This is a genomic window from Streptomyces niveiscabiei, assembly GCF_001419795.1.
Classification (GTDB): Bacteria; Actinomycetota; Actinomycetes; order Streptomycetales; family Streptomycetaceae; genus Streptomyces; species Streptomyces niveiscabiei.
Window position 1 is genome coordinate 1 of record NZ_LIRL01000092.1, and the last position, 20,595, is coordinate 20,595.

General features: G+C 70.9%; 19 protein-coding genes and 1 pseudogene. 4 read left to right on the plus strand and 16 right to left on the minus strand.

Translation table 11 applies throughout. The features are described from left to right. The 3 genes and pseudogenes from AOK24_RS05630 to AOK24_RS05640 form a co-directional block, all read left to right on the plus strand. Window positions 1–263: pseudogene (locus AOK24_RS05630) on the plus strand (TIR domain-containing protein); the annotation flags it as partial. Between the two features lie 32 nt (window positions 264–295). Continuing rightward, on the plus strand, window positions 296–2,212 hold the full coding sequence (locus tag AOK24_RS05635) for a hypothetical protein (RefSeq protein WP_055718945.1): 1,917 nt from the start codon (window positions 296–298) through the stop codon (window positions 2,210–2,212). 23 nt (window positions 2,213–2,235) lie between these two features. Next, on the plus strand, window positions 2,236–3,270 hold the full coding sequence (locus AOK24_RS05640; protein WP_133258268.1) for a hypothetical protein: 1,035 nt from the start codon (window positions 2,236–2,238) through the stop codon (window positions 3,268–3,270). A gap of 66 nt (window positions 3,271–3,336) precedes the next feature. Here AOK24_RS05640 and metK read toward each other — a convergent pair whose 3' ends face one another. The 13 genes from metK to pyrR form a co-directional block, all read right to left on the minus strand. Then, entirely contained in the window at window positions 3,337–4,545 is a 1,209-nt protein-coding gene (metK, locus tag AOK24_RS05645) for a methionine adenosyltransferase (protein ID WP_055718947.1), read from the minus strand. A 241-nt stretch (window positions 4,546–4,786) separates the two neighbouring features. After that, a complete protein-coding gene (coaBC, locus tag AOK24_RS05650; protein WP_055718960.1) occupies window positions 4,787–5,989 on the minus strand; it encodes a bifunctional phosphopantothenoylcysteine decarboxylase/phosphopantothenate--cysteine ligase CoaBC in 1,203 nt (400 codons plus the stop codon). Between the two features lie 119 nt (window positions 5,990–6,108). Further along, the gene (gene rpoZ, locus AOK24_RS05655) at window positions 6,109–6,378 is read right to left on the minus strand and encodes a DNA-directed RNA polymerase subunit omega (RefSeq protein WP_010357929.1); all 270 of its coding nucleotides are present in this window, start codon (window positions 6,376–6,378) and stop codon (window positions 6,109–6,111) included. A gap of 80 nt (window positions 6,379–6,458) precedes the next feature. Continuing rightward, window positions 6,459–7,052, minus strand: a complete 594-nt coding sequence (gene gmk / locus AOK24_RS05660) for a guanylate kinase (protein WP_055718948.1) — start codon at window positions 7,050–7,052, stop codon at window positions 6,459–6,461. A gap of 59 nt (window positions 7,053–7,111) precedes the next feature. After that, window positions 7,112–7,435, minus strand: coding sequence for an integration host factor (locus AOK24_RS05665; protein WP_003977346.1), 324 nt, complete (start codon window positions 7,433–7,435; stop codon window positions 7,112–7,114). A 247-nt stretch (window positions 7,436–7,682) separates the two neighbouring features. Then, entirely contained in the window at window positions 7,683–8,519 is an 837-nt protein-coding gene (pyrF, locus tag AOK24_RS05670) for an orotidine-5'-phosphate decarboxylase (protein WP_055718949.1), read from the minus strand. Continuing rightward, a complete protein-coding gene (locus tag AOK24_RS05675; RefSeq protein ID WP_055718950.1) occupies window positions 8,516–9,616 on the minus strand; it encodes a quinone-dependent dihydroorotate dehydrogenase in 1,101 nt (366 codons plus the stop codon). Before AOK24_RS05675 ends, pyrF begins: the two co-directional genes overlap by 4 nt. Before the next feature lie 68 nt (window positions 9,617–9,684). Further along, on the minus strand, window positions 9,685–12,993 hold the full coding sequence (carB, locus tag AOK24_RS05680) for a carbamoyl-phosphate synthase large subunit (protein WP_055718951.1): 3,309 nt from the start codon (window positions 12,991–12,993) through the stop codon (window positions 9,685–9,687). Next, entirely contained in the window at window positions 12,986–14,128 is a 1,143-nt protein-coding gene (gene carA / locus AOK24_RS05685) for a glutamine-hydrolyzing carbamoyl-phosphate synthase small subunit (RefSeq protein ID WP_055718952.1), read from the minus strand. The genes carB and carA overlap by 8 nt, the downstream gene beginning before the upstream one ends. Then, a complete protein-coding gene (locus AOK24_RS05690; RefSeq protein WP_079056687.1) occupies window positions 14,125–14,694 on the minus strand; it encodes a PH-like domain-containing protein in 570 nt (189 codons plus the stop codon). The genes carA and AOK24_RS05690 overlap by 4 nt, the downstream gene beginning before the upstream one ends. Then, window positions 14,691–15,977 (minus strand): dihydroorotase, encoded by a 1,287-nt coding sequence (locus tag AOK24_RS05695; RefSeq protein WP_055718954.1) that lies wholly within the window; start codon window positions 15,975–15,977, stop codon window positions 14,691–14,693. The genes AOK24_RS05690 and AOK24_RS05695 overlap by 4 nt, the downstream gene beginning before the upstream one ends. Before the next feature lie 4 nt (window positions 15,978–15,981). Further along, entirely contained in the window at window positions 15,982–16,977 is a 996-nt protein-coding gene (locus AOK24_RS05700; protein WP_055718955.1) for an aspartate carbamoyltransferase catalytic subunit, read from the minus strand. Between the two features lie 115 nt (window positions 16,978–17,092). Further along, on the minus strand, window positions 17,093–17,650 hold the full coding sequence (gene pyrR / locus AOK24_RS05705; RefSeq protein WP_010357918.1) for a bifunctional pyr operon transcriptional regulator/uracil phosphoribosyltransferase PyrR: 558 nt from the start codon (window positions 17,648–17,650) through the stop codon (window positions 17,093–17,095). 252 nt (window positions 17,651–17,902) lie between these two features. Between pyrR and bldD the strand changes: the two genes are divergently transcribed. Continuing rightward, window positions 17,903–18,403, plus strand: a complete 501-nt coding sequence (gene bldD / locus AOK24_RS05710) for a transcriptional regulator BldD (protein ID WP_010357917.1) — start codon at window positions 17,903–17,905, stop codon at window positions 18,401–18,403. A 198-nt stretch (window positions 18,404–18,601) separates the two neighbouring features. On the opposite strand, the gene nusB is transcribed toward bldD, so the two are convergent. The 3 genes from nusB to AOK24_RS05725 all read right to left on the minus strand — a co-directional run. Further along, on the minus strand, window positions 18,602–19,027 hold the full coding sequence (nusB, locus tag AOK24_RS05715) for a transcription antitermination factor NusB (protein WP_055718956.1): 426 nt from the start codon (window positions 19,025–19,027) through the stop codon (window positions 18,602–18,604). A gap of 2 nt (window positions 19,028–19,029) precedes the next feature. Further along, complete coding sequence (gene efp, locus AOK24_RS05720) at window positions 19,030–19,596, minus strand: elongation factor P (protein ID WP_055718957.1); 567 nt, start codon at window positions 19,594–19,596, stop codon at window positions 19,030–19,032. 46 nt (window positions 19,597–19,642) lie between these two features. Further along, the coding region (locus AOK24_RS05725) for a M24 family metallopeptidase (protein WP_055718958.1) at window positions 19,643–20,595 on the minus strand (953 nt) is incomplete at its 5' end.

Here is a 20,595-nt window from a genome sequence, read left to right on the forward strand (position 1 = left end):
CCCGCCCCGCCGAACAGCGGCCCGCCCCGGAGCAGCCCCCGGCCGTACGCAACGACCACCAGCGCGGCGGTATCGGCAACGTCGCCGGCAACGTCGGCACCTACGTCAACGACGCCCACGGCCCCATGAACACCGGCTCCGGCCCTCAGTACAACGCCCCCCACATCACCGGCGACGGCAACAACTACGTCGCCGGCGACAACGCGGGCGGTATCCGCATGGGCTTCGGCACGCGGACCCCGCGCGGGGGCGAGGGACGGTGACCGACACGCATGTCGGGACCGCTCATGGCCCGATGAACAGCGGGCCCGGCCCTCAGTACAACAACATCTTCTACGCGGCGGCCGAATCCCGGCTGCGCTCCAGGCCCCGCCCCCGCTCGATCGCCGAACCCGACCGCGCGCACCTCGCCGAACGCTTCGTCCCCCCGACCGGTCTGAGAGACGCACGGCTGCTGCTGGACCGGGAGCACACCGTGCTCCTCGACGGCCCGTCCGGCTCCGGCCGGCGCTCGGCGGCCGTCATGCTGCTGCACGAACTGCCGGGCGCCGGGGGCAGCCTGCACGAACTCCCCGACACCTCGGACGACAAGGAGGGCCCGCCCCTCGACACCGAGGACATCGGCGAGGGCGACCGGCTCCTGCTGGACCTCTCCGCGACCGAGGAGTCCCACTACCTCGCCTTCCAGGACGCGCTGACCGACTTCCGCACCACGCTCATCGCCCGCCGCGCCCGGCTCGCCGTCGTGCTCCCGCACTCTCTCGCCTATCTCCTCAGAAGCGAACTGCGCCATCTGAAGGCCGAGTTGAGCCGCCCTGACCCGCTCCGGGTGCTCGCGCGCCAACTGCGGTGCGACGGCGTCCCGTTCACCGAGGAGGACCTCTCCGGCCCCGACCTCGCGTCGACCCTGACCGCGTTCGACCTCGACCACGTGGCGAGGCTGGCCCACCGGATCCGTGACCGGTGGCGCCGCTCACCGGCCGACCGGGGCTTCCCCGAGTGGCTGGCGTCCGCGCTGGCCGACAGCGCCCAGGACCGGCAGGCGCGTACGGCTGTCGCCCTCGCGGCGGCGCGCAGCGGCCGGGAACGCGCCCTGCTGCTCTCCCTGGCGGTCTTCCACGAAGCCACCCCCGAGGTGCTGCTCGACGCCGCCAACGGCCTGCTGAGGATCCTCAGCCATCCACCGGACGAGACCCCCCGGCTGGACCGGACGGACCTGTTCGAGGAACTGGCCGGGATCGGCGCGGAGGCGGGCGCGCACGGCCTGGTGCACTTCAAGGAGGCGGAGTACGACCGGGCCGCGCGCGAGCACTTCTGGACCTACTTCCCCGACATCCGCCACCGGCTGCGCGACTGGTTCCGGGACAGTGCCGCCGCCGCGCCGCCCGAGGTACGGGAGGCCGCCGTCGGCCGGTTCGCCACCGAGGTACTGCGGGTGGACCGGCAGGAGGATCTGACCGTCCTGGCCGAGGAGTGGGGCCGCACCGGCGGGGAGGATCTGGTCCCGGAGGCGGCCCAGGCGCTCGCCGAGGGCCTGGAGAACGGGAAGCACGGCAGGTACTTCCGGCAGAAGATCTACGAGTGGTCCCTCTCGCACGAGATCCCGGCCCACCTGCGCGAAGCCCTGATCGCCGTCTGCTCCCAGACCATGGCCGCCTCGCATCCCGACCAGGCCCTGGTCCGCCTGCACCACCTGGACCGCCGTTCCTACGGCCGCGTCGGCGACCTGGCCCACCAGGCACTCCTGACCCTGGCCCGCTCCGACGACCGCCTCTACCGGCTCCTCCTGGAACGGCTGCGCAACGCTCTGGCGCCGCGCACCGGAGAGCCTCCCCGGCAGCACCGCCGGGGCAGCTTCACCCATGCCAAGGGGGAGGCGGACCGCAGGCTCTTCCTCGACCTCGCCGATCCCCTGCGGCTGACCGGAAACCGGCGCGTCCAGGACGCCCTGGCCGCCTGCTGGAGTTCCGTCCTGCACGGCTCCTCCTGGGAGCCGGTCGCCGTCCGCTGGCTCGACGCCTGCGCGGACCCCTGCCGCCAGGAGCCCATCCTGCGCGTGCTCGCCGCCGCCGTGGCCCACGACGCCCGGACCGGGGGCCGGCTGTACTCCGTCGCCCGGGGCTGGCAGCGGGCCGGTGGCAGCGCCGCCACCGTGGCGCGGCTGCTGGATCTGCTGGACGTCGCCCAGGGGTACACCCTCCGCTCCGCCTGACCGCCACTTCCCTCGGGGGCCTCATGAGTTCCGGACACCGCACGATGACGCTGTTCGTCACCGTCATCCTCGGGCTGATCCTCGTCATCGTCGGCCTGAGCGCCGAACTGCCGCAGTGGGCCTGGCCCACGTTCGCCGCGATCCTGCTGGTCATCGCGGCGGTCACCAACCGTCTGCTCGCTCCTTCGGACGACCTGGCCGAGCCGCCCGGCCAGGAGGTCCGGGTCCGGCACGTCGCCCTGCCCAGCTCCGTCGCCGACTACGACTTCTCCTTCTCCGCCACCGTCCACTGGCTGCTCCTGGACGTCCCGGACGACTCTCCGCCCGTCAACCCCGCCGGGCTCGCCATGGACGCCGTCGTCCAGCGGGCCCGCGTGGTGGCCGCGCAGCAGCCGCCCGAGCGCAGCGCGCTGGTGCAGCACGAGCTGGAAGGGACGCTGGCCACCATGCGGACCGACCCCACCGGGCGGGTCATGGCGATGGCCGTGGACGTCTCCGTCTCCCTGCCCGAGCTGGACCGTGAACGCCTGGTCAAGCTCTCCAACGTCCGCAAGGACGAGGACGTCTGGGAGCACGAGCGCAACTACGAGCGCAGCAAGCGCGCCTACCTCGGCGACGACGTCCTCAAGGACACCGGCAGCGCGGTGGTGTGGTGGCTGTCGCGCAACGAGGAGGAGGTCTCGGGCGCGGTCGACCGCATCGGCCTGTTCGCCCAGCTCTCGGCCGCCGCCCGCAACGAGGCCGTCGCCCCGCCCTTCGACCACCTGGTCGAGCCGCCGCACCACGAGCGGGACGAGTACGGGTACGAGGCACCGCGGCCGTTCGCCCCGGAGGCTGAGGCGGAGGCTGAGGGGACGGCAGGCGAGCTCTCCGTGGACGACGTGCTGGCGTGGTTCGGGGTCCACCCCGGCGACCCGGACCTGGACCTCTTCGCCGCCCGCCTGCTGAAGGCCGCCGATCTGCACGGGCGTACGGACGCGGCGGACGCCCTGCGCCGTCGCATCGGCGACGGGAACCCGCCGGGCGAGGACGAGGCGAACGGCGCGCCCGTGCCGTAGGCATGCCGAAGGCCCGGCGTCCCCCTTCCGGGGACGCCGGGCCTCGACGGCATGGGCAGGGCTCGCCTACAGCCCCGCGGCCTTCTTCAGCGCCTCCACCCGGTCCGTCCGCTCCCACGTGAAGTCCGGCAGCTCGCGCCCGAAGTGCCCGTACGCGGCGGTCTGCGCGTAGATGGGGCGCAGCAGGTCGAGGTCGCGGATGATCGCGGCGGGACGGAGGTCGAAGACCTCGTCGATGGCCTTCTCGATCCGGTCGATGTCGACCTTCTGGGTGCCGAAGGTCTCGACGAAGAGACCGACGGGCTCGGCCTTGCCGATGGCGTACGCGACCTGGACCTCGCAGCGGGAGGCGAGGCCCGCGGCGACGACGTTCTTGGCGACCCAGCGCATCGCGTACGCGGCGGAGCGGTCGACCTTGGACGGGTCCTTGCCGGAGAAGGCGCCGCCGCCGTGGCGGGCGAAGCCGCCGTACGTGTCGATGATGATCTTGCGGCCGGTGAGGCCGGCGTCGCCCATGGGGCCGCCGATCTCGAAGCGGCCGGTCGGGTTGACCAGGAGGCGGTAGTTCTCGGTGTCGAGCTTGATGCCGTCGTCGAGGAGGGCCTTCAGCTCGGGCTCGACCACGAACTCGCGGATGTCGGGCGCGAGGAGGGACTCCAGGTCGATGTCGGAGGCGTGCTGCGAGGAGACGACGACCGTGTCGAGGCGGACGGCCTTGTCGCCGTCGTACTCGATGGTGACCTGGGTCTTCCCGTCGGGCCGCAGGTAGGGGATGGTCCCGTTCTTGCGGACGTCCGAGAGGCGCTTGGAGAGGCGGTGCGCGAGGAAGATCGGCAGCGGCATGAGGGTCGGCGTCTCGTCGGACGCGTAGCCGAACATCAGGCCCTGGTCGCCGGCGCCCTGCTTGTCGAGCTCATCTTCGTCGCCCTCGACGCGGGACTCGTACGCCGTGTCGACACCCTGCGCGATGTCCGGGGACTGCGCGCCGATGGACACGGAGACGCCGCAGGACGCGCCGTCGAAGCCCTTCTTGGACGAGTCGTAGCCGATCTCCAGGATCTTCTCCCGGACGAGCTGCGGGATCGGCGCGTACGCCTGGGTGGTGACCTCACCGGCGACGTGCACGAGGCCGGTGGTGATCAGCGTCTCGACGGCGACGCGGGACGTGGGGTCCTCGCGCAGCAGCGCGTCGAGAATCGTGTCGCTGATCTGGTCAGCGATCTTGTCGGGGTGACCTTCGGTCACGGACTCCGAGGTGAACAGGCGACGGGACACAACGCTCCCTGTGGTTGCAGCGGCTGCTGGCTGATCATTGGCGGACCCGCCGGGAGCTGCGCCCGGAGTGGTCCGGGAACAGCTTATCGGTCGTGCCTCACCACCGGCCCACCTGTCTCGCCTCTCGGGAGCGCCGTGAGCTGCGGTACGGGCATTCTGACCGATGCCCGTCGACCTTGGCCAGAGCCGCCGCTCGCGAACCGCCCGAGTCTCCAGTGGTTCCGGGGTGCGCATCCAAGCGTCATTCGAGGCGCCGCGTCACCAGGTCCCACACGATTTCGGCCAGATCCTCCTTGGGCCCGTGGGGTACGGCGGTCTCGCTGCCGTCGGCGCCGAGGACGACCGCCTCGTTCTCCTCGGAGCCGAAGGTGCGGCGCTCCCCCACCTCGTTCACGACCAGCAGATCGCATCCCTTGCGGGCGAGTTTCGCGCGCCCGTTGGCGAGGACGTCGTCGGTCTCGGCGGCGAACCCGACGACCACCTGCCCGGGCCGGGCGCGGTGCTGCGAGATCTCCGCGAGAATGTCCGGATTCCGTACGAGAACGATGGGCTCCGGTTCCTGTCCGTCCTTCTTCTTGATCTTCCCGGCCGCGTAGGTCTCGGGCCGGAAGTCCGCGACGGCCGCCGCCATCACGACCGCGTCGGCGTCCGTTGCGTGTTTCAGCACCGCCTCGCGCATCTGGACGGCCGTCCCGACGGGGACGACGTCGACGCCGGCCGGGTCGGGCAGGCTCGCGTTCGCCGAGATCAGCGTGACGCGGGCGCCGCGCGCCGCCGCCGTACGCGCGAGGGCGTAGCCCTGCTTGCCGGAGGAGCGGTTGCCGAGGAAGCGCACGGGGTCGAGGGGCTCGCGGGTGCCGCCGGCGGTGACGACGACGTGGCGCCCGGCGAGGTCGGGTTCGCGCACCCCGCGCGCCAGGACCCTGCGGCAGACCTCGAAGATCTCCGCCGGGTCGGGGAGGCGGCCCTTGCCGGTGTCGACGCCGGTCAGGCGCCCGACGGCGGGCTCGATGACGACGGCTCCGCGGCGGCGCAGCGTCGCCACGTTCTCCTGCGTCGCCGGGTGCTCCCACATCTCCGTGTGCATGGCGGGGGCGAAGACCACGGGGCAGCGGGCGGTCAGGAGCGTGTTGGTGAGGAGGTCGTCCGCGAGGCCGTGCGCGGCCTTGGCGAGCATGTCGGCGGTGGCCGGCGCGACGACGACGAGGTCGGCGCCCTGGCCGATGCGGACGTGCGGCACCTCGTGGACGTCGTCCCAGACCTCCGTGGAGACCGGATGCCCCGAGAGCGCGGACCAGGTCGCGGCGCCGACGAAGTGCAGCGCGGAGGCGGTGGGGACGACGCGGACGTCATGCCCCGACTCGGTCAGTCTGCGCAGCAGCTCGCACGCCTTGTACGCGGCGATGCCGCCGCTGACCCCCAGGACGACCTTGGGCTTGTCCACCGTCATTCCCCACTCCCCGACGCGATCTCGGAAATCCGTACGACCCCATGACACACCACAGGCCCGGCAATCTGCTTGCCGGGCCTGTGGATAAGTCAGTCGCGAACTGACAGTCGTACTTACGCCGGGTCCGGAACGGCCTCGGACGTCAGCAGACCCGCGTTGATCTCGCGCAGCGCGATCGACAGCGGCTTCTCGTGGACGTGCGTGTCGACGAGGGGACCGACGTACTCCAGAAGGCCCTCACCGAGCTGCGAGTAGTACGCGTTGATCTGACGGGCGCGCTTGGCCGCGTAGATCACGAGGCTGTACTTCGAGTCCGTGGCTTCGAGGAGCTCGTCGATCGGAGGGTTGATGATGCCCTCGGGCGCGGAGATGGAAGAGGACACGCTCTACCTTCCGTGGATGGGAAAGAATCTCAGACTGTGTTTCAGACTGGGTTGCCGAAAGATGCTGGTGACCGTAACGGTCACACCACATCCATCAAGGCTAGCAGCTCACGCGCCACATCCTCGACAGAGGTGTTGACCAGCGTCTCGTCGAACTCGGGCTCGGCCGCGAGCTCGACCTTGGCGGCGTCCAGGCGGCGCTCGATCACGTCGGGCGCCTCGGTGCCCCGCCCGGTGAGCCGGCGCACCAGCTCCTCCCAGGAGGGCGGCGCGAGGAACACGAGCTGGGCGTCCGCCATGGACTCGCGGACCTGCCGGGCACCCTGGAGGTCGATCTCCAGGAGCACGGGCTCACCGTTCTCCAGCCGCTCCAGCACGGCCGCGCGGGGCGTGCCGTAGCGGTTGCCGGCGAACTCGGCCCACTCCAGGAGCTCGCCGTTGGCGATCAGCTTGTCCATCTCGTCGTCGCCGACGAAGAAGTAGTGGACGCCGTGCTTCTCGCCCGGACGGGGCTTGCGGGTCGTCGCCGACACCGACAGCCACACCTCCGGGTGGGCCTTGCGCATATGGGCGACGACCGTGCTCTTGCCGACCCCCGAGGGGCCGGAGAGCACGGTCAGCCGCGGACGTACGTCCGGGGGCTCGGGGGTCGTCCCCCGGAATGATGCAGCCATGCAGCGATTATTCCAGCAATCCCGGAGTGCCCGGGACGCCCTGCCCGGCGGCGCCGGGATCAGGAACCGGTGCTGCCGAACTCACGCTCCAGGGAAGCGATCTGGTTGGAGCCGAGACCGCGCACGCGGCGGCTCTCGGAGATACCGAGTCGCTCCATGATCTGCTTGGCGCGGACCTTGCCCACGCCCGGCAGGGACTCCAGAAGCGCCGAGACCTTCATCTTGCCGATGACGTCGTTCTCCTGGCCCTGCTTGATGACCTCGTGCAGGGAGGCGCCGGAGTGCTTGAGTCGATTCTTGACCTCGGCCCGCTCCCGGCGAGCCGCGGCGGCCTTTTCGAGCGCGGCTGCGCGCTGTTCGGGGGTAAGGGGCGGAAGAGCCACGCCTACGTCACCTCGGATGTCGAACTGTCGGATACGGACCGGTGAGGAACCTAGTCGCCCCACACCTGGCGAGCGACGAGCAACACGCTTGCCCGTTCACTCTCCGTCGGAGACTAGCGGCCAACTCCGCCTGAGTCAGCGAGAACAGCGGAAAAGTCCTGGTCAGCCTCTACGGGACCGGACATATGCCGCAAAACTCCCCGGATTTGAGACTGTATCCATCCTCAAGTCGGCGAGAACCGGCCGGTCAGGCCGATCCCACCGCCTCGCGGATCTCCCCGGAAAACCGCTCGGCGGCGTCCCGCAGCGCCTTCACGTCGGGCCCGAACCGCAGAACGCCCCGGCTCACGTTCGGTACGACCCGGGGCAGCGCGGCCCCGAACACGCCGGGCAGATCGGCGGGCGTCGCCCCCTGCGCGCCGACGCCGGGCGCGAGGAGCGCCCCGCCCATGTCGAGGTCGTACGCGGACAGGTCACCCAGCGTCGCCCCGACGACCGCCCCGAAGGAGCCGAGCGGTTCCTCGCCGGCGTTCTCGGCGGCGAGGTGGGCCAGGATCGTCGCCGCCACGCTGCGTCCGTCGGCGCGGACCGCGTGCTGGACCTCGCCGCCCTCGGGGTTGGAGGTCAGCGCGAGGACGAACAGCCCGCACCCGTTCTCCCGCGCGAGCGCGACGGCGGGCGCGAGGGAGCCGTACCCGAGGTAGGGCGAGACGGTCAGCGCGTCGGAGAACAGCGGCGAGTCCGGCGAGAGGAACGCCTCGGCATAGGCGGCCATCGTGGAGCCGATGTCCCCGCGCTTGGCGTCCATGAGGACCAGCGCGCCCGCCTCGCGGGCCTCGGCGACGGACTTCTCCAGGACGGCGACCCCGCGCGACCCGAACCGCTCGAAGAACGCGCTCTGCGGCTTGAGGACGGCGACCCGGTCCGCGACCGCCTCGACGACGGTACGGCTGAACCGTTCGAGCCCGGCGACGTCGTCGTCGAGCCCCCACTCGGCGAGCAGCGAGGCGTGCGGGTCGATCCCCACGCACAGGGGCCCGCGCTCGTCCATCGCCCGGCGCAGGCGCGTACCGAAGGTGCTCATGCCGTCTTCCTCACGTCGGCGCCGACCGCGTCGGCGAGGGTGGCGTACGGGCTCGTGCGCAGGCGCGCGGCGAGCCCCTTGTGGATGGCGCGGGGCCAGAAGGGCCCCTGGTAGATGAACGCGCTGTAGCCCTGGACGAGGGTCGCGCCCGCGAGGATGCGCTCCCAGACGTCCTCGGCGCTCTCGACGCCCCCGACGCCCACCAGGGTGATCCGGTCGCCCACGCGCGCGTACAGGCGCCTCAGGACCTCCAGGGAGCGCGCCTTGAGGGGCGCGCCGGAGAGCCCGCCGGTCTCCCCGGTCAGCGACGTCCCGGAAAGCAGCCCTTCGCGGGCGATGGTCGTGTTGGTCGCGATGATCCCGTCGAGGCCCAGTTCGACGGCGAGGTCGGCGACGGCGTCGACGTCGTCGTCCGCGAGGTCCGGCGCGATCTTCACCAGCAGGGGCACCCGGCGCCCGGGAACGACCCGGTCGGCCGCCTCGCGCACGGCGGCGAGAAGCGGTCGCAAGTGATCAACCGCTTGCAGATTCCGCAGGCCGGGCGTGTTCGGCGAGGACACGTTGACGACGAGGTAGTCGGCGTACGGGGCGAGCCGCTCGGCGGACTTCACGTAGTCCGCGACGGCGTCCGCCTCCGGGACGACCTTGGTCTTGCCGATGTTGACGCCGACGACCGTCTTGAACACGGCCTCCCGGGACGCGAGGCGCGCGGCGACGCGCAGGGAGCCGTCGTTGTTGAACCCCATGCGGTTGATCAGCGCGCGGTCGGGCACCAGCCGGAACAGCCGCTTCTTGGGGTTGCCGTCCTGCGCCTCCCCGGTGACGGTCCCGATCTCGACGTGGTCGAACCCCAGCATCGCCATCCCGTCGACCGCGACGGCGTTCTTGTCGAACCCGGCGGCGAGCCCGAACGGCCCGTGCATCCGCAGCCCGAACGCCTCGGTGCGCAGCTCCTTGAAGCGGGGCGCGAGCGCGGCGGCGAGGAAGGTCCGCAGCACGGGCACGCGCGCGGCCAGGCGGATCCACCGGAAGGCCAGGTGGTGGGCCTGCTCGGCGTCCATGCGCTGGAAGAACAGGCGGAAGAACAGGTTGTACATAACTCCCCAGAGGGTCCCCATAAGGAGGGGGACACCGTTCCCGGTGTCCCCCTGTGGCTGCCTGGCTGCTAGTCCCGTGCCGCTGTCAGCTGCTCGGCGTGTTCCTGGAGCGAGCGCACGCCCACGTCGCCGTGGTTGAGCGCGTCGATGCCCTGGACGGCCGCCGCGAGTGCCTGGACGGTCGTCAGGCAGGGCACGGAGCGCGCCACGGCCGCCGTACGGATCTCGTAGCCGTCGAGACGGCCGCCGGTGCCGTACGGGGTGTTGACGATGAGGTCGACCTCGCCGTCGTGGATGAGCTGGACGATCGTCTTCTCGCCGGCCGGGCCCTCGCCCTCGCTGAGCTTGCGGACGACGGTCGCGTTGATGCCGTTGCGCTTGAGGACCTCGGCCGTGCCGGACGTCGCGAGGAGTTCGAAGCCGTGGGCGACGAGTTCGCGCGCCGGGAAGATCATCGAGCGCTTGTCGCGGTTGGCGACGGAGATGAACGCGCGGCCCTTGGTGGGCAGCGGCCCGTACGCGCCCGCCTGCGACTTGGCGTACGCCGTGCCGAAGACGGAGTCGATGCCCATGACCTCGCCGGTGGAGCGCATCTCCGGGCCGAGGACCGTGTCGACGCCCCGGCCGTGGATGTCGCGGAACCGCGACCACGGCATGACGGCCTCCTTGACGGAGATCGGCGCGTCCATGGGCAGCTCGCCGCCGTCCCCGCGCGCGGGCAGCAGCCCCTCGGCGCGCAGTTCGGCGACGGTCGCGCCCAGGGAGATCCGGGCGGCGGCCTTGGCGAGCGGCACGGCGGTCGCCTTGGAGGTGAAGGGGACCGTGCGGGACGCGCGCGGGTTGGCCTCCAGGACGTACAGGATGTCCCCGGCCATCGCGAACTGGATGTTGATCAGACCGCGGACGCCGACCCCGCGCGCGATGGCCTCCGTGGAGGCGCGCAGCCGCTTGATGTCGTGGCCGCCGAGGGTGATCGGGGGCAGCGCGCACGCCGAGTCGCCGGAGTGGATGCCGGCCTCCTCGATGTGCTCCATGACGCCGCCGAGGTACAGCTCCCGGCCGTCGTACAGGGCGTCCACGTCGATCTCGATCGCGTCGTCGAGGAACCGGTCGACGAGGACCGGCCGCGAGGGGCTGATCTCGGTCGACTCGGCGATGTAGGACTCCAGGCGGGCCTCGTCGTACACGATCTCCATGCCGCGCCCGCCCAGGACGTACGAGGGCCGCACGAGGACGGGGTAGCCGATCTCGTCGGCGATGGCCTTGGCGCCCGCGAAGGTGGTCGCCGTGCCGTGCTTGGGGGCCGGGAGGCCCGCGTCGGCGAGGACCTGCCCGAAGGCGCCCCGGTCCTCGGCGGCGTGGATCGCCTCGGGGGGCGTGCCGACGATCGGTACGCCGTTGTCCTTGAGCGCCTGCGCGAGGCCCAGCGGCGTCTGCCCGCCGAGCTGGACGACGACGCCCGCGACGGGCCCGGCCTGCGTCTCCGCGTGGACGATCTCCAGGACGTCCTCCAGGGTGAGCGGCTCGAAGTAGAGCCGGTCGGAGGTGTCGTAGTCGGTGGAGACGGTCTCGGGGTTGCAGTTGACCATCACGGTCTCGTACCCGGCGTCGGACAGCGCGAAGGAGGCGTGCACGCAGGAGTAGTCGAACTCGATGCCCTGCCCGATGCGGTTGGGACCCGAGCCGAGGATGATGACGGCCGGCTTCTCGCGCGGGGCGACCTCGGTCTCCTCGTCGTAGGACGAGTAGAAGTACGGGGTCTGCGCGGCGAACTCGGCGGCGCAGGTGTCGACCGTCTTGTAGACCGGGCGGACACCGAGCGCGTGCCGGACCTCGCGGACGACGTCCTCGCGCAGGCCGCGGATCTCGGCGATCTGCTGGTCGGAGAAGCCGTGCCGCTTGGCCTCGGCGAGGAGGTCCGCGGTGAGTTCGGGGGCCTTCGCCAGCTCGTCGGCGGTCTCCTTGATCAGGAAGAGCTGGTCGACGAACCAGGGGTCGATCTTGGTGTACTCGAAGACCTCCTCGGGCGTGGCGCCCGCGCGGATGGCCTCCATGACGGTGTTGATCCGGCCGTCGGTGGGCCGCACCGACTCCCGCAGCAGCGTCTCCTTGTCACCCACCGGGCCGGTGAACGTGAACTGCGAGCCCTTCTTCTCCAGCGAGCGCAGCGCCTTCTGGAACGCCTCGGTGAAGTTGCGGCCGATGGCCATGGCCTCGCCGACCGACTTCATGGTGGTCGTCAGGGTCGAGTCGGCCTGCGGGAACTTCTCGAACGCGAACCGGGGCGCCTTGACGACGACGTAGTCGAGCGTCGGCTCGAAGGACGCCGGGGTCTCCCGCGTGATGTCGTTGGGGATCTCGTCGAGCGTGTAGCCGACGGCGAGCTTCGCGGCGATCTTGGCGATCGGGAAGCCGGTCGCCTTGGAGGCGAGGGCGCTCGACCGGGACACGCGCGGGTTCATCTCGATGACGATGACCCGGCCGTCCTCGGGGTTGACCGCGAACTGGATGTTGCAGCCGCCCGTGTCGACGCCGACCTCGCGGATCACGGCGATGCCGATGTCCCGCAGGATCTGGTACTCGCGGTCGGTGAGCGTCATCGAGGGGGCGACGGTGATCGAGTCGCCGGTGTGCACGCCCATCGGGTCGAAGTTCTCGATGGAGCAGACGACCACGACGTTGTCGTGCTTGTCGCGCATCAGCTCCAGCTCGTACTCCTTCCAGCCGAGGATGGACTCCTCCAGGAGCACCTCGGTGGTCGGCGACAGCGTGAGGCCCTGTCCGGCGATGCGGCGCAGCTCCTGCTCGTCGTGCGCGAAGCCGGAGCCGGCGCCGCCCATCGTGAAGGAGGGCCGGACGACGACGGGGTAGCCGCCGAGCGTGTCGACGCCCGCGAGGACGTCGTCCATGGAGTGGCAGATGACCGAGCGCGCGGACTCGCCGTGCCCGATCTTCGCGTTGACGGCCTCGACGACCGCCTTGAACAGGTCGCGGTCCTCGCCCTTGTTGATGGCCTCGACGTTCGCGCCGATCAACTCCACGCCGTACTTCTCCAGGACGCCGTTCTCGGCGAGGGAGATGGCCGTGTTGAGGGCCGTCTGGCCGCCCAGGGTCGGCAGGAGGGCGTCGGGGCGCTCCTTGGCGATGATCTTCTCGACGAACTCGGGGGTGATCGGCTCGACGTAGGTCGCGTCGGCGATCTCCGGGTCGGTCATGATCGTCGCCGGGTTGGAGTTGACCAGGATGACCCGCAGGCCCTCGGCGCGCAGGACGCGGCAGGCCTGGGTGCCGGAGTAGTCGAACTCGGCGGCCTGGCCGATGACGATCGGGCCGGAGCCGATGACCAGGACGGACTGGATATCGGTGCGCTTAGGCACGCTGGCCCTCCAACAGGGTGACGAAGCGGTCGAACAGGTAGGCGGCGTCGTGCGGGCCCGCCGCCGCCTCGGGGTGGTACTGGACGGAGAAGGCGGGCTGGTCGAGCAGCCGCAGCCCCTCCACCACGTCGTCATTGAGGCACACGTGGGAGACCTCGGCACGCCCGAACGGGGTCTCGCTGACCCTGTCGAGGGGCGCGTCGACGGCGAAGCCGTGGTTGTGCGCGGTGACCTCGACCTTGCCGGTCGTGCGGTCCTGCACGGGCTGGTTGATGCCGCGGTGGCCGTACTTCAGCTTGTAGGTGCCGAAGCCGAGGGCGCGGCCGAGGATCTGGTTGCCGAAGCAGATGCCGAACAGCGGCGTCTTGCGCGCGAGGACGGCCGTCATGAGGGCGACGGGGCCTTCGGCGGTGGCGGGGTCGCCGGGGCCGTTGGAGAAGAACACGCCGTCCGGGTTGACCGCGTACACGTCGTCCTCGGTCGCCGTGGCGGGCAGGACGTGCACCTCGATGCCGCGCTCGGCCATGCGGTGCGGGGTCATGCCCTTGATGCCGAGGTCGATCGCGGCGACCGTGAACCGCTTCTCGCCGATCGCGGGGACGACGTACGCCTCCTTGGTGGCGACCTCCTCGTACAGGGAGGCGCCCTTCATCGGGGGCTGGGCCTGCACGCGCGCGACGAGGTCGGCTTCCGGGGCGATCTGCGAGCCGGAGAAGATCCCGGCGCGCATCGAGCCGCGTTCGCGCAGGTGGCGGGTGAGGGCGCGGGTGTCGACGCCGGAGATGCCGACGACGCTCTGCGCCACCAGTTCAGCGTCGAGCGAACGCTTGGCGCGCCAGTTGGACGGCACGCGCGCGGGGTCGCGGACGACGTAGCCGGAGACCCAGATGCGGGACGACTCGTCGTCCTCGTCGTTCCAGCCGGTGTTGCCGATCTGCGGGGCGGTCGCGACCACGATCTGGCGGTCGTACGACGGGTCGGTCAGGGTCTCCTGGTAGCCGGTCATGCCGGTGGAGAACACCGCTTCGCCGAAGGTCTCCCCCACGGCCCCGTAGGCACGGCCCCGGAAGACCCGGCCGTCCTCCAGGACGAGTACGGCGGGGACTTTGCTGGTCCCCCTGGTGGAGGTCGTCATCGTTCGGCGCCTTCCGTCTGGTTGTTCTTGATCATGGAGTTGATGGCCTCGACCCAGTCCGTGTGCTCGGCCGCGTGGTCCGAGCGGAAACCGGAGTCGATCAGCTTGTCGCCGTGCGCCCAGGTCACCACGAGGAGGCCGCCCTCGCTGAGGACCTTGCCCGCGATGCCCTTGCCGAGCAGCGCCTCGCGCAGCGCGCCGGCCGGCACGAAGAAGTCGGTGGCACCGGGCCGGACGACGTCCAGCCCTGCGTCCGTCAGGGTCAGCTCGACCCGGCTGCGGGTGCCCAGGCCGTGCGCGACGATGCGGTCCAGCCACTGCCCTGCGGTGGTGGAGCCGTGGTAGCGGCCGGTCATCGTCAGTCTCGCCTCGCCGGGCGACTCGGGCGCGGTGGGGAGTTCCGGCAGGTCGCTCTGGAGGGTGCCGCGCCACTTCCAGCCCTCGCGCATCAGCCAGTAGACGAGCGCGACGAACAGGCAGAGTCCGACGACCCAGCCGATCCGCGCGGCCCAGTCCGTCACCGGGGCCGACTCCTTGCCGGCCGCGATCAGTAGTGCAGATGTCACGTGAGCTTCCCGTCGACGAGCGTGGCCTTGCCCCGCAGCCACGTGTGCGTCACGCGGCCCGGCAGCTCACGCCCCTCGTACGGGGTGTTCCGGCTGCGCGAGGCGAAGCCCGCGGGGTCCACGGACCCACGGTATGCCGTGTCGACGAGCGTGAGGTTGGCGGGCTCACCTGCCGAGACGGGGCGGCCGTGGCCTGTCGCCCGCCCGATCTGGGCCGGCTTGGACGACATGCGCTCGGCGACCCCGGCCCAGTCCAGCAGGCCCGTCTCCACCATGGTCTCCTGCACCACTGACAACGCGGTCTCCAGGCCGACCATCCCCATCGCGGCGGCGGCCCACTCGCAGTCCTTGTCCTCGTGCGGGTGCGGGGCGTGGTCGGTGGCGACGATGTCGATCGTGCCGTCGGCGAGCGCCTCGCGCAGCGCGAGGACGTCCCGCTCGGTGCGCAGCGGCGGGTTGACCTTGTAGACCGGGTTGTAGGAGCGGACCAGCTCGTCGGTGAGGAGGAGGTGGTGCGGGGTGACCTCGGCGGTGACGTCGATGCCGCGGGACTTGGCCCAGCGGACGATCTCGACGGACCCGGCGGTCGAGAGGTGGCAGATGTGCACGCGCGAGCCGACGTGCTCGGCGAGCAGCACGTCCCGCGCGATGATCGACTCCTCGGCGACGGCCGGCCAGCCCCCGAGCCCGAGCTCGGCGGAGACGACGCCCTCGTTCATCTGGGCGCCCTCGGTGAGCCGGGGCTCCTGCGCGTGCTGCGCGACGACCCCGCCGAACGCCTTCACGTACTCCAGCGCGCGGCGCATGATCACCGCGTCGTCCACGCACTTGCCGTCGTCGGAGAAGACCGTCACACCGGCCGCCGACTCGTGCATCGCGCCCAGCTCGGCGAGCTTCCTGCCCTCCAGGCCGACGGTGACCGCGCCGATCGGCTGGACGTCGCAGTAGCCGTGTTCCCGGCCGAGCCGGTAGACCTGCTCGACGACGCCGGCCGTGTCGGCGACGGGGAAGGTGTTGGCCATGGCGAAGACGGCCGTGTAGCCGCCGGACGCCGCCGCGCGCGTGCCGGTCAGCACGGTCTCGGAGTCCTCGCGGCCGGGCTCGCGCAGGTGGGTGTGGAGGTCGACGAGGCCGGGGAGCAGCACCTTGCCGCCGGCCTCGACGACCTCGGCGCCCTCGGCGGACAGGCCCACCCCGACCTCGGAGATGGTCTCGCCGTCGATCAGCACGTCCTGCGGCTCGCCGCCGAGCACCTTCGCACCACGGATCAGGATCTTGCTCATGGGGTTACTTCTCCTCGGATGCGTCGGATGCGTTGGCGCGGGCGTGGCTGACGGCGGGCTCGTTGCCGCCCAGGAGCAGGTACAGGACGGCCATCCGGATCGACACGCCGTTGGCGACCTGTTCGACGACCGTGCAGCGCGGGGAGTCGGCGACCTCGGCGGTGATCTCCATGCCGCGGACCATCGGGCCGGGGTGCATCACGATCGCGTGCTCCGGCATCCGCGCCATCCGGTCGCCGTCGAGGCCGTAGCGGCGCGAGTACTCGCGCTCGGTCGGGAAGAAGGCCGCGTTCATGCGCTCGCGCTGGACGCGCAGCATCATCACCGCGTCCGACTTGGGCAGCACCGCGTCGAGGTCGTACGACACCTCGCACGGCCAGCTCTCCACGCCGACCGGCACCAGGGTGGGCGGGGCGACCAGGGTGACGTGGGCGCCGAGCGTGTGCAGCAGGTCCACGTTGGAGCGGGCGACCCGGCTGTGCAGGACGTCACCGACGAGGGTGATCCGCCGGCCGCTCAGGTCCTGGCCGAGCCCGGCGTCGCGGCCGACGAGCCGGCGGCGCATCGTGAACGCGTCCAGCAGGGCCTGGGTGGGGTGCTGGTGGGTGCCGTCACCGGCGTTGATGACGGCCGCGTCGATCCACCCGGAGGTGGCCAGCCGGTACGGGGCTCCCGAGGCGCCGTGCCGGATGACGACGGCGTCGACGCCCATCGCCTCCAGCGTCTGCGCGGTGTCCTTCAGGGACTCGCCCTTGGAGACGGAGGAGCCCTTGGCGGTGAAGTTGATGACGTCGGCCGAGAGGCGTTTCTCGGCGGCCTCGAAGGAGATGCGCGTGCGCGTGGAGTCCTCGAAGAAGAGGTTCACGACCGTGCGCCCGCGCAGGGTGGGCAGTTTCTTGATGGGCCGGTCGGCGACCCGGGCCATCTCCTCCGCGGTGTCGAGGATCAGGACGGCGTCGTCGCGGGTGAGGTCGGCGGCCGAGATGAGATGACGCTGCATCTGTCAGGCTCCGTAAAAGGGTTCATTTCGGGAGTCGGGGGTCTGGGGGTGTCCCCCAGAAAGCACAGCCGGGCAGGCGCGCGCACGCCGACGAGCGGCGTGCCATCAGCGCTTGCTACTGGTCCGGCTTCGCGCCGAGCAGCACGGTGTCGCGACCGTCCTCCTCGGCGAGCTGGACCTTGACCGTCTCCCGCAGCGACGTGGGGAGGTTCTTGCCGACGTAGTCGGCGCGGATGGGCAGTTCCCGGTGGCCGCGGTCGACGAGCACCGCGAGCTGCACCGCGCGCGGGCGCCCGATGTCGTTCAGGGCGTCGAGGGCGGCGCGGATCGTGCGGCCGGAGAAGAGCACGTCGTCGACGAGGACCACGAGGCGGCCGTCGATGCCGTCGCCGGGGATCTCCGTGCGGGCCAGCGCGCGCGGGGGGTGCATGCGCAGGTCGTCGCGGTACATCGTGATGTCCAGCGAGCCGACCGGGATCGGGCGCTCGGTGATCTCTTCGAGTTTCTCGGCCAGCCGACGGGCGAGGAAGACGCCGCGGGTCGGGATGCCGAGGAGGACCACGTCGTCGGCGCCCTTGGCGCGCTCGACGATCTCGTGGGCGATGCGGGTCAGTACCCGCGCGATGTCGGGGCCTTCGAGAACGGGCCGCGCATCGGACGATCGGATGTCCATACGGAAGGGACCTCCTTCTCCGCCTCACGGGACGGACCTTAAAGGACGTCGGGTTTGCGCCATCAACCGTAGCAGGCCGCCGGGACGGGCCTGATCACCCCCCTGGAGTAATCGGCCATCGATACCACGGAAGGGTCGGTGTGGACCATTCGGCTTGACGCAGGAGAATCACGCTGCGTAACCTCACAATGAGTTACCAGCCGAGCGGCACGGCAACACAGCCGTCCGCGTCGACACAGCGCCGGGAGCTATATGTCCAGCGAATACGCCAAACAGCTCGGGGCCAAGCTCCGCGCGATCCGCACCCAGCAGGGCCTTTCCCTCCACGGTGTCGAGGAGAAGTCCCAGGGCCGTTGGAAGGCGGTCGTCGTCGGGTCGTACGAGCGCGGGGACCGCGCCGTCACCGTGCAGCGCCTCGCCGAACTGGCGGACTTCTACGGCGTCCCGGTGCAGGAACTGCTGCCGGGCACCACCCCGGGCGGCGCCGCCGAGCCGCCGCCGAAGCTGGTCCTGGACCTGGAGCGCCTCGCCCACGTCCCGGTCGAGAAGGCGGGCCCCCTCCAGCGCTACGCGGCGACGATCCAGTCCCAGCGCGGCGACTACAACGGCAAGGTCCTCTCGATCCGCCAGGACGACCTGCGCACCCTCGCGGTCATCTACGACCAGTCCCCCTCGGTCCTCACGGAACAGCTGATCAGCTGGGGCGTCCTCGACGCGGACGCGCGCCGCGCGGTCACCCACGAGGAAGGCTGAGCAGGCCACAACGCTTGCCACGCCTGAGCAGAAACGTGCCGCCGGGTTGGCCAGAACCGAACACTTCGGTTCCAGCCACCCGGCGGCACGTTTTTTGTCTTTTAGGGGCGCGGGGCTGTATCGATTTGCGGCTCCGCCGCGTGGGCGCGAGCAGCCACGGCGCAGCCGCAGCCGCCCCACCACAGATCCCCCCACGACCTACCGGCGCAGCGAAGCCTTCAGCTCCTTGAACCGCCCCAGAAGCCCGTTCACGAACGCCGGAGACTCATCCGTCGAGAACTCCTTCGCGAGCTGAACCATCTCGTCCAGCACCACCGCGTCCGGCGTCGCATCCACCCAGATCAGCTCATACGCACCGAGCCGCAGGATGTTCCGGTCGACGACCGGCATCCGGTCGAGCGTCCACCCGACCGAGTACTGGGAGATCAGCGAGTCGATCCGGGCGGCATGCTCCGCATACCCCTCGACCAACTGCATCGTGTACTCGCTGACCGGCGGCTGCCGGTCGTCGGACCGGGACAACCGCACCCAGTCCGCGAGCACCGTCAGCACATCGGCCCCGCGCTGGTCGCCCTCGAAGAGGATCTGGAAGGCACGCTTGCGAGCCGTGTTGCGAGCAGCCACGGTTAGCTGTTCACCCGGCCGAGGTAGTCGCCGGAACGGGTGTCGACCTTGATCTTCTCGCCGGTCGTGATGAAGAGCGGGACCTGGATCTCGTAGCCCGTCTCCAGCTTGGCCGGCTTCGTGCCACCGGTGGAGCGGTCCCCCTGGAGACCCGGCTCGGTCTCGGCGATGACCAGCTCGACGGCGGCCGGCAGCTCGACGAAGAGCACCTCGCCCTCGTGGCGCGCGACGGTCGCCTCGAAGCCCTCGATGAGGAAGTTCGCGGCGCTGCCGACGGCCTTGCGGTCGACCATCAGCTGGTCGTAGGTCTCCATGTCCATGAAGACGAAGTACTCGCCGTCCATGTACGAGAACTGCATGTCGCTCTTGTCGACAGTGGCCGTCTCGACCTTGACGCCGGCGTTGAAGGTCTTGTCGACCACCTTGCCGGACAGCACGTTCTTGAGCTTGGTGCGCACGAAGGCCGGGCCCTTGCCGGGCTTGACGTGCTGGAACTCGACGACGGACCACAGCTGGCCGCCGTCGAGCTTGAGCACCAGGCCGTTCTTGAGGTCGTTCGTGGAAGCCACGGTTGCGGAATCTCCTGGACTGACGTGGACGACCCCGGGGCAAGCGCTACAGCGCGAGCAGCTCCTTGGTCGTGATGGTGAGTAGCTCGGGTCCGCCGTCCGCCTCGGGGCGCACGACGAGCGTGTCATCGATCCGGACGCCGCCCCGGCCCGGGAGGTGAACCCCGGGTTCGACGGTGACCGGCACGCAAGCGTCCAGTTTACCCATGGCCGCGGGGGCGAGCTGCGGGTCCTCTTCGATTTCCAGTCCGACCCCGTGTCCCATGAGCCTCGGCAGCCCCTCGGACCACCCCGCGGCCTCCAGGACCTGACGCGCCGCGCGGTCCGCGTCCCGGTACTCGACGCCGGGCGCGAGGGCCTCCCGGCCGGCGCGCTGAGCGGCGAAGACGGCGTCGTACAGCTCGATCTGCCAGTCCGCCGGGGCCGTGCCGATGACGAAGGTGCGGCCGATCTCGCAGCGGTAGCCGCGGTAGGCCGCGCCCAGGCAGACGGAGAGGAAGTCGCCCTCCTCCACGCGCCGGTCGGTGGGGCTGTGGCCGCGTAGACCCGCGTGCGGGCCGGTCGCGACGGACGTCGGGAAGGCGGGGCCGTCGGCGCCGTGGTCGACGAGGCGGCGCTCCAGCTCCAGGGCGAGGTGGCGTTCCGTGCGGCCGACCAGGATCGACTCCAGGAGCTCGCCGAGGGCCTGGTCGGCGATCTCTGCGGCGACGCGCAGGCAGGTGATCTCCTCCTCGTCCTTGACGATCCGCAGCTGCTCGACCGTGCCCGCGAGGTCGGCGAGGAGGAGGTGGGGGGCGACGGAGTGGATCGCGCGGTGGCGGGCGACCGTGAGGTGGTGCTCCTCGACGGCGAGGGTGTCGATGCCCTGCGCGGTGAGGAAGTCGGCGGCGGCGACCGCCGGGTCACCGCCCTCGCCCGGCAGGACGTGGACCCGCAGGGAGTCGTCGGGGCGGTTGTCCGGGGGTTCGGTGCACAGGAGGACGTCCTCCTGTGCACCGA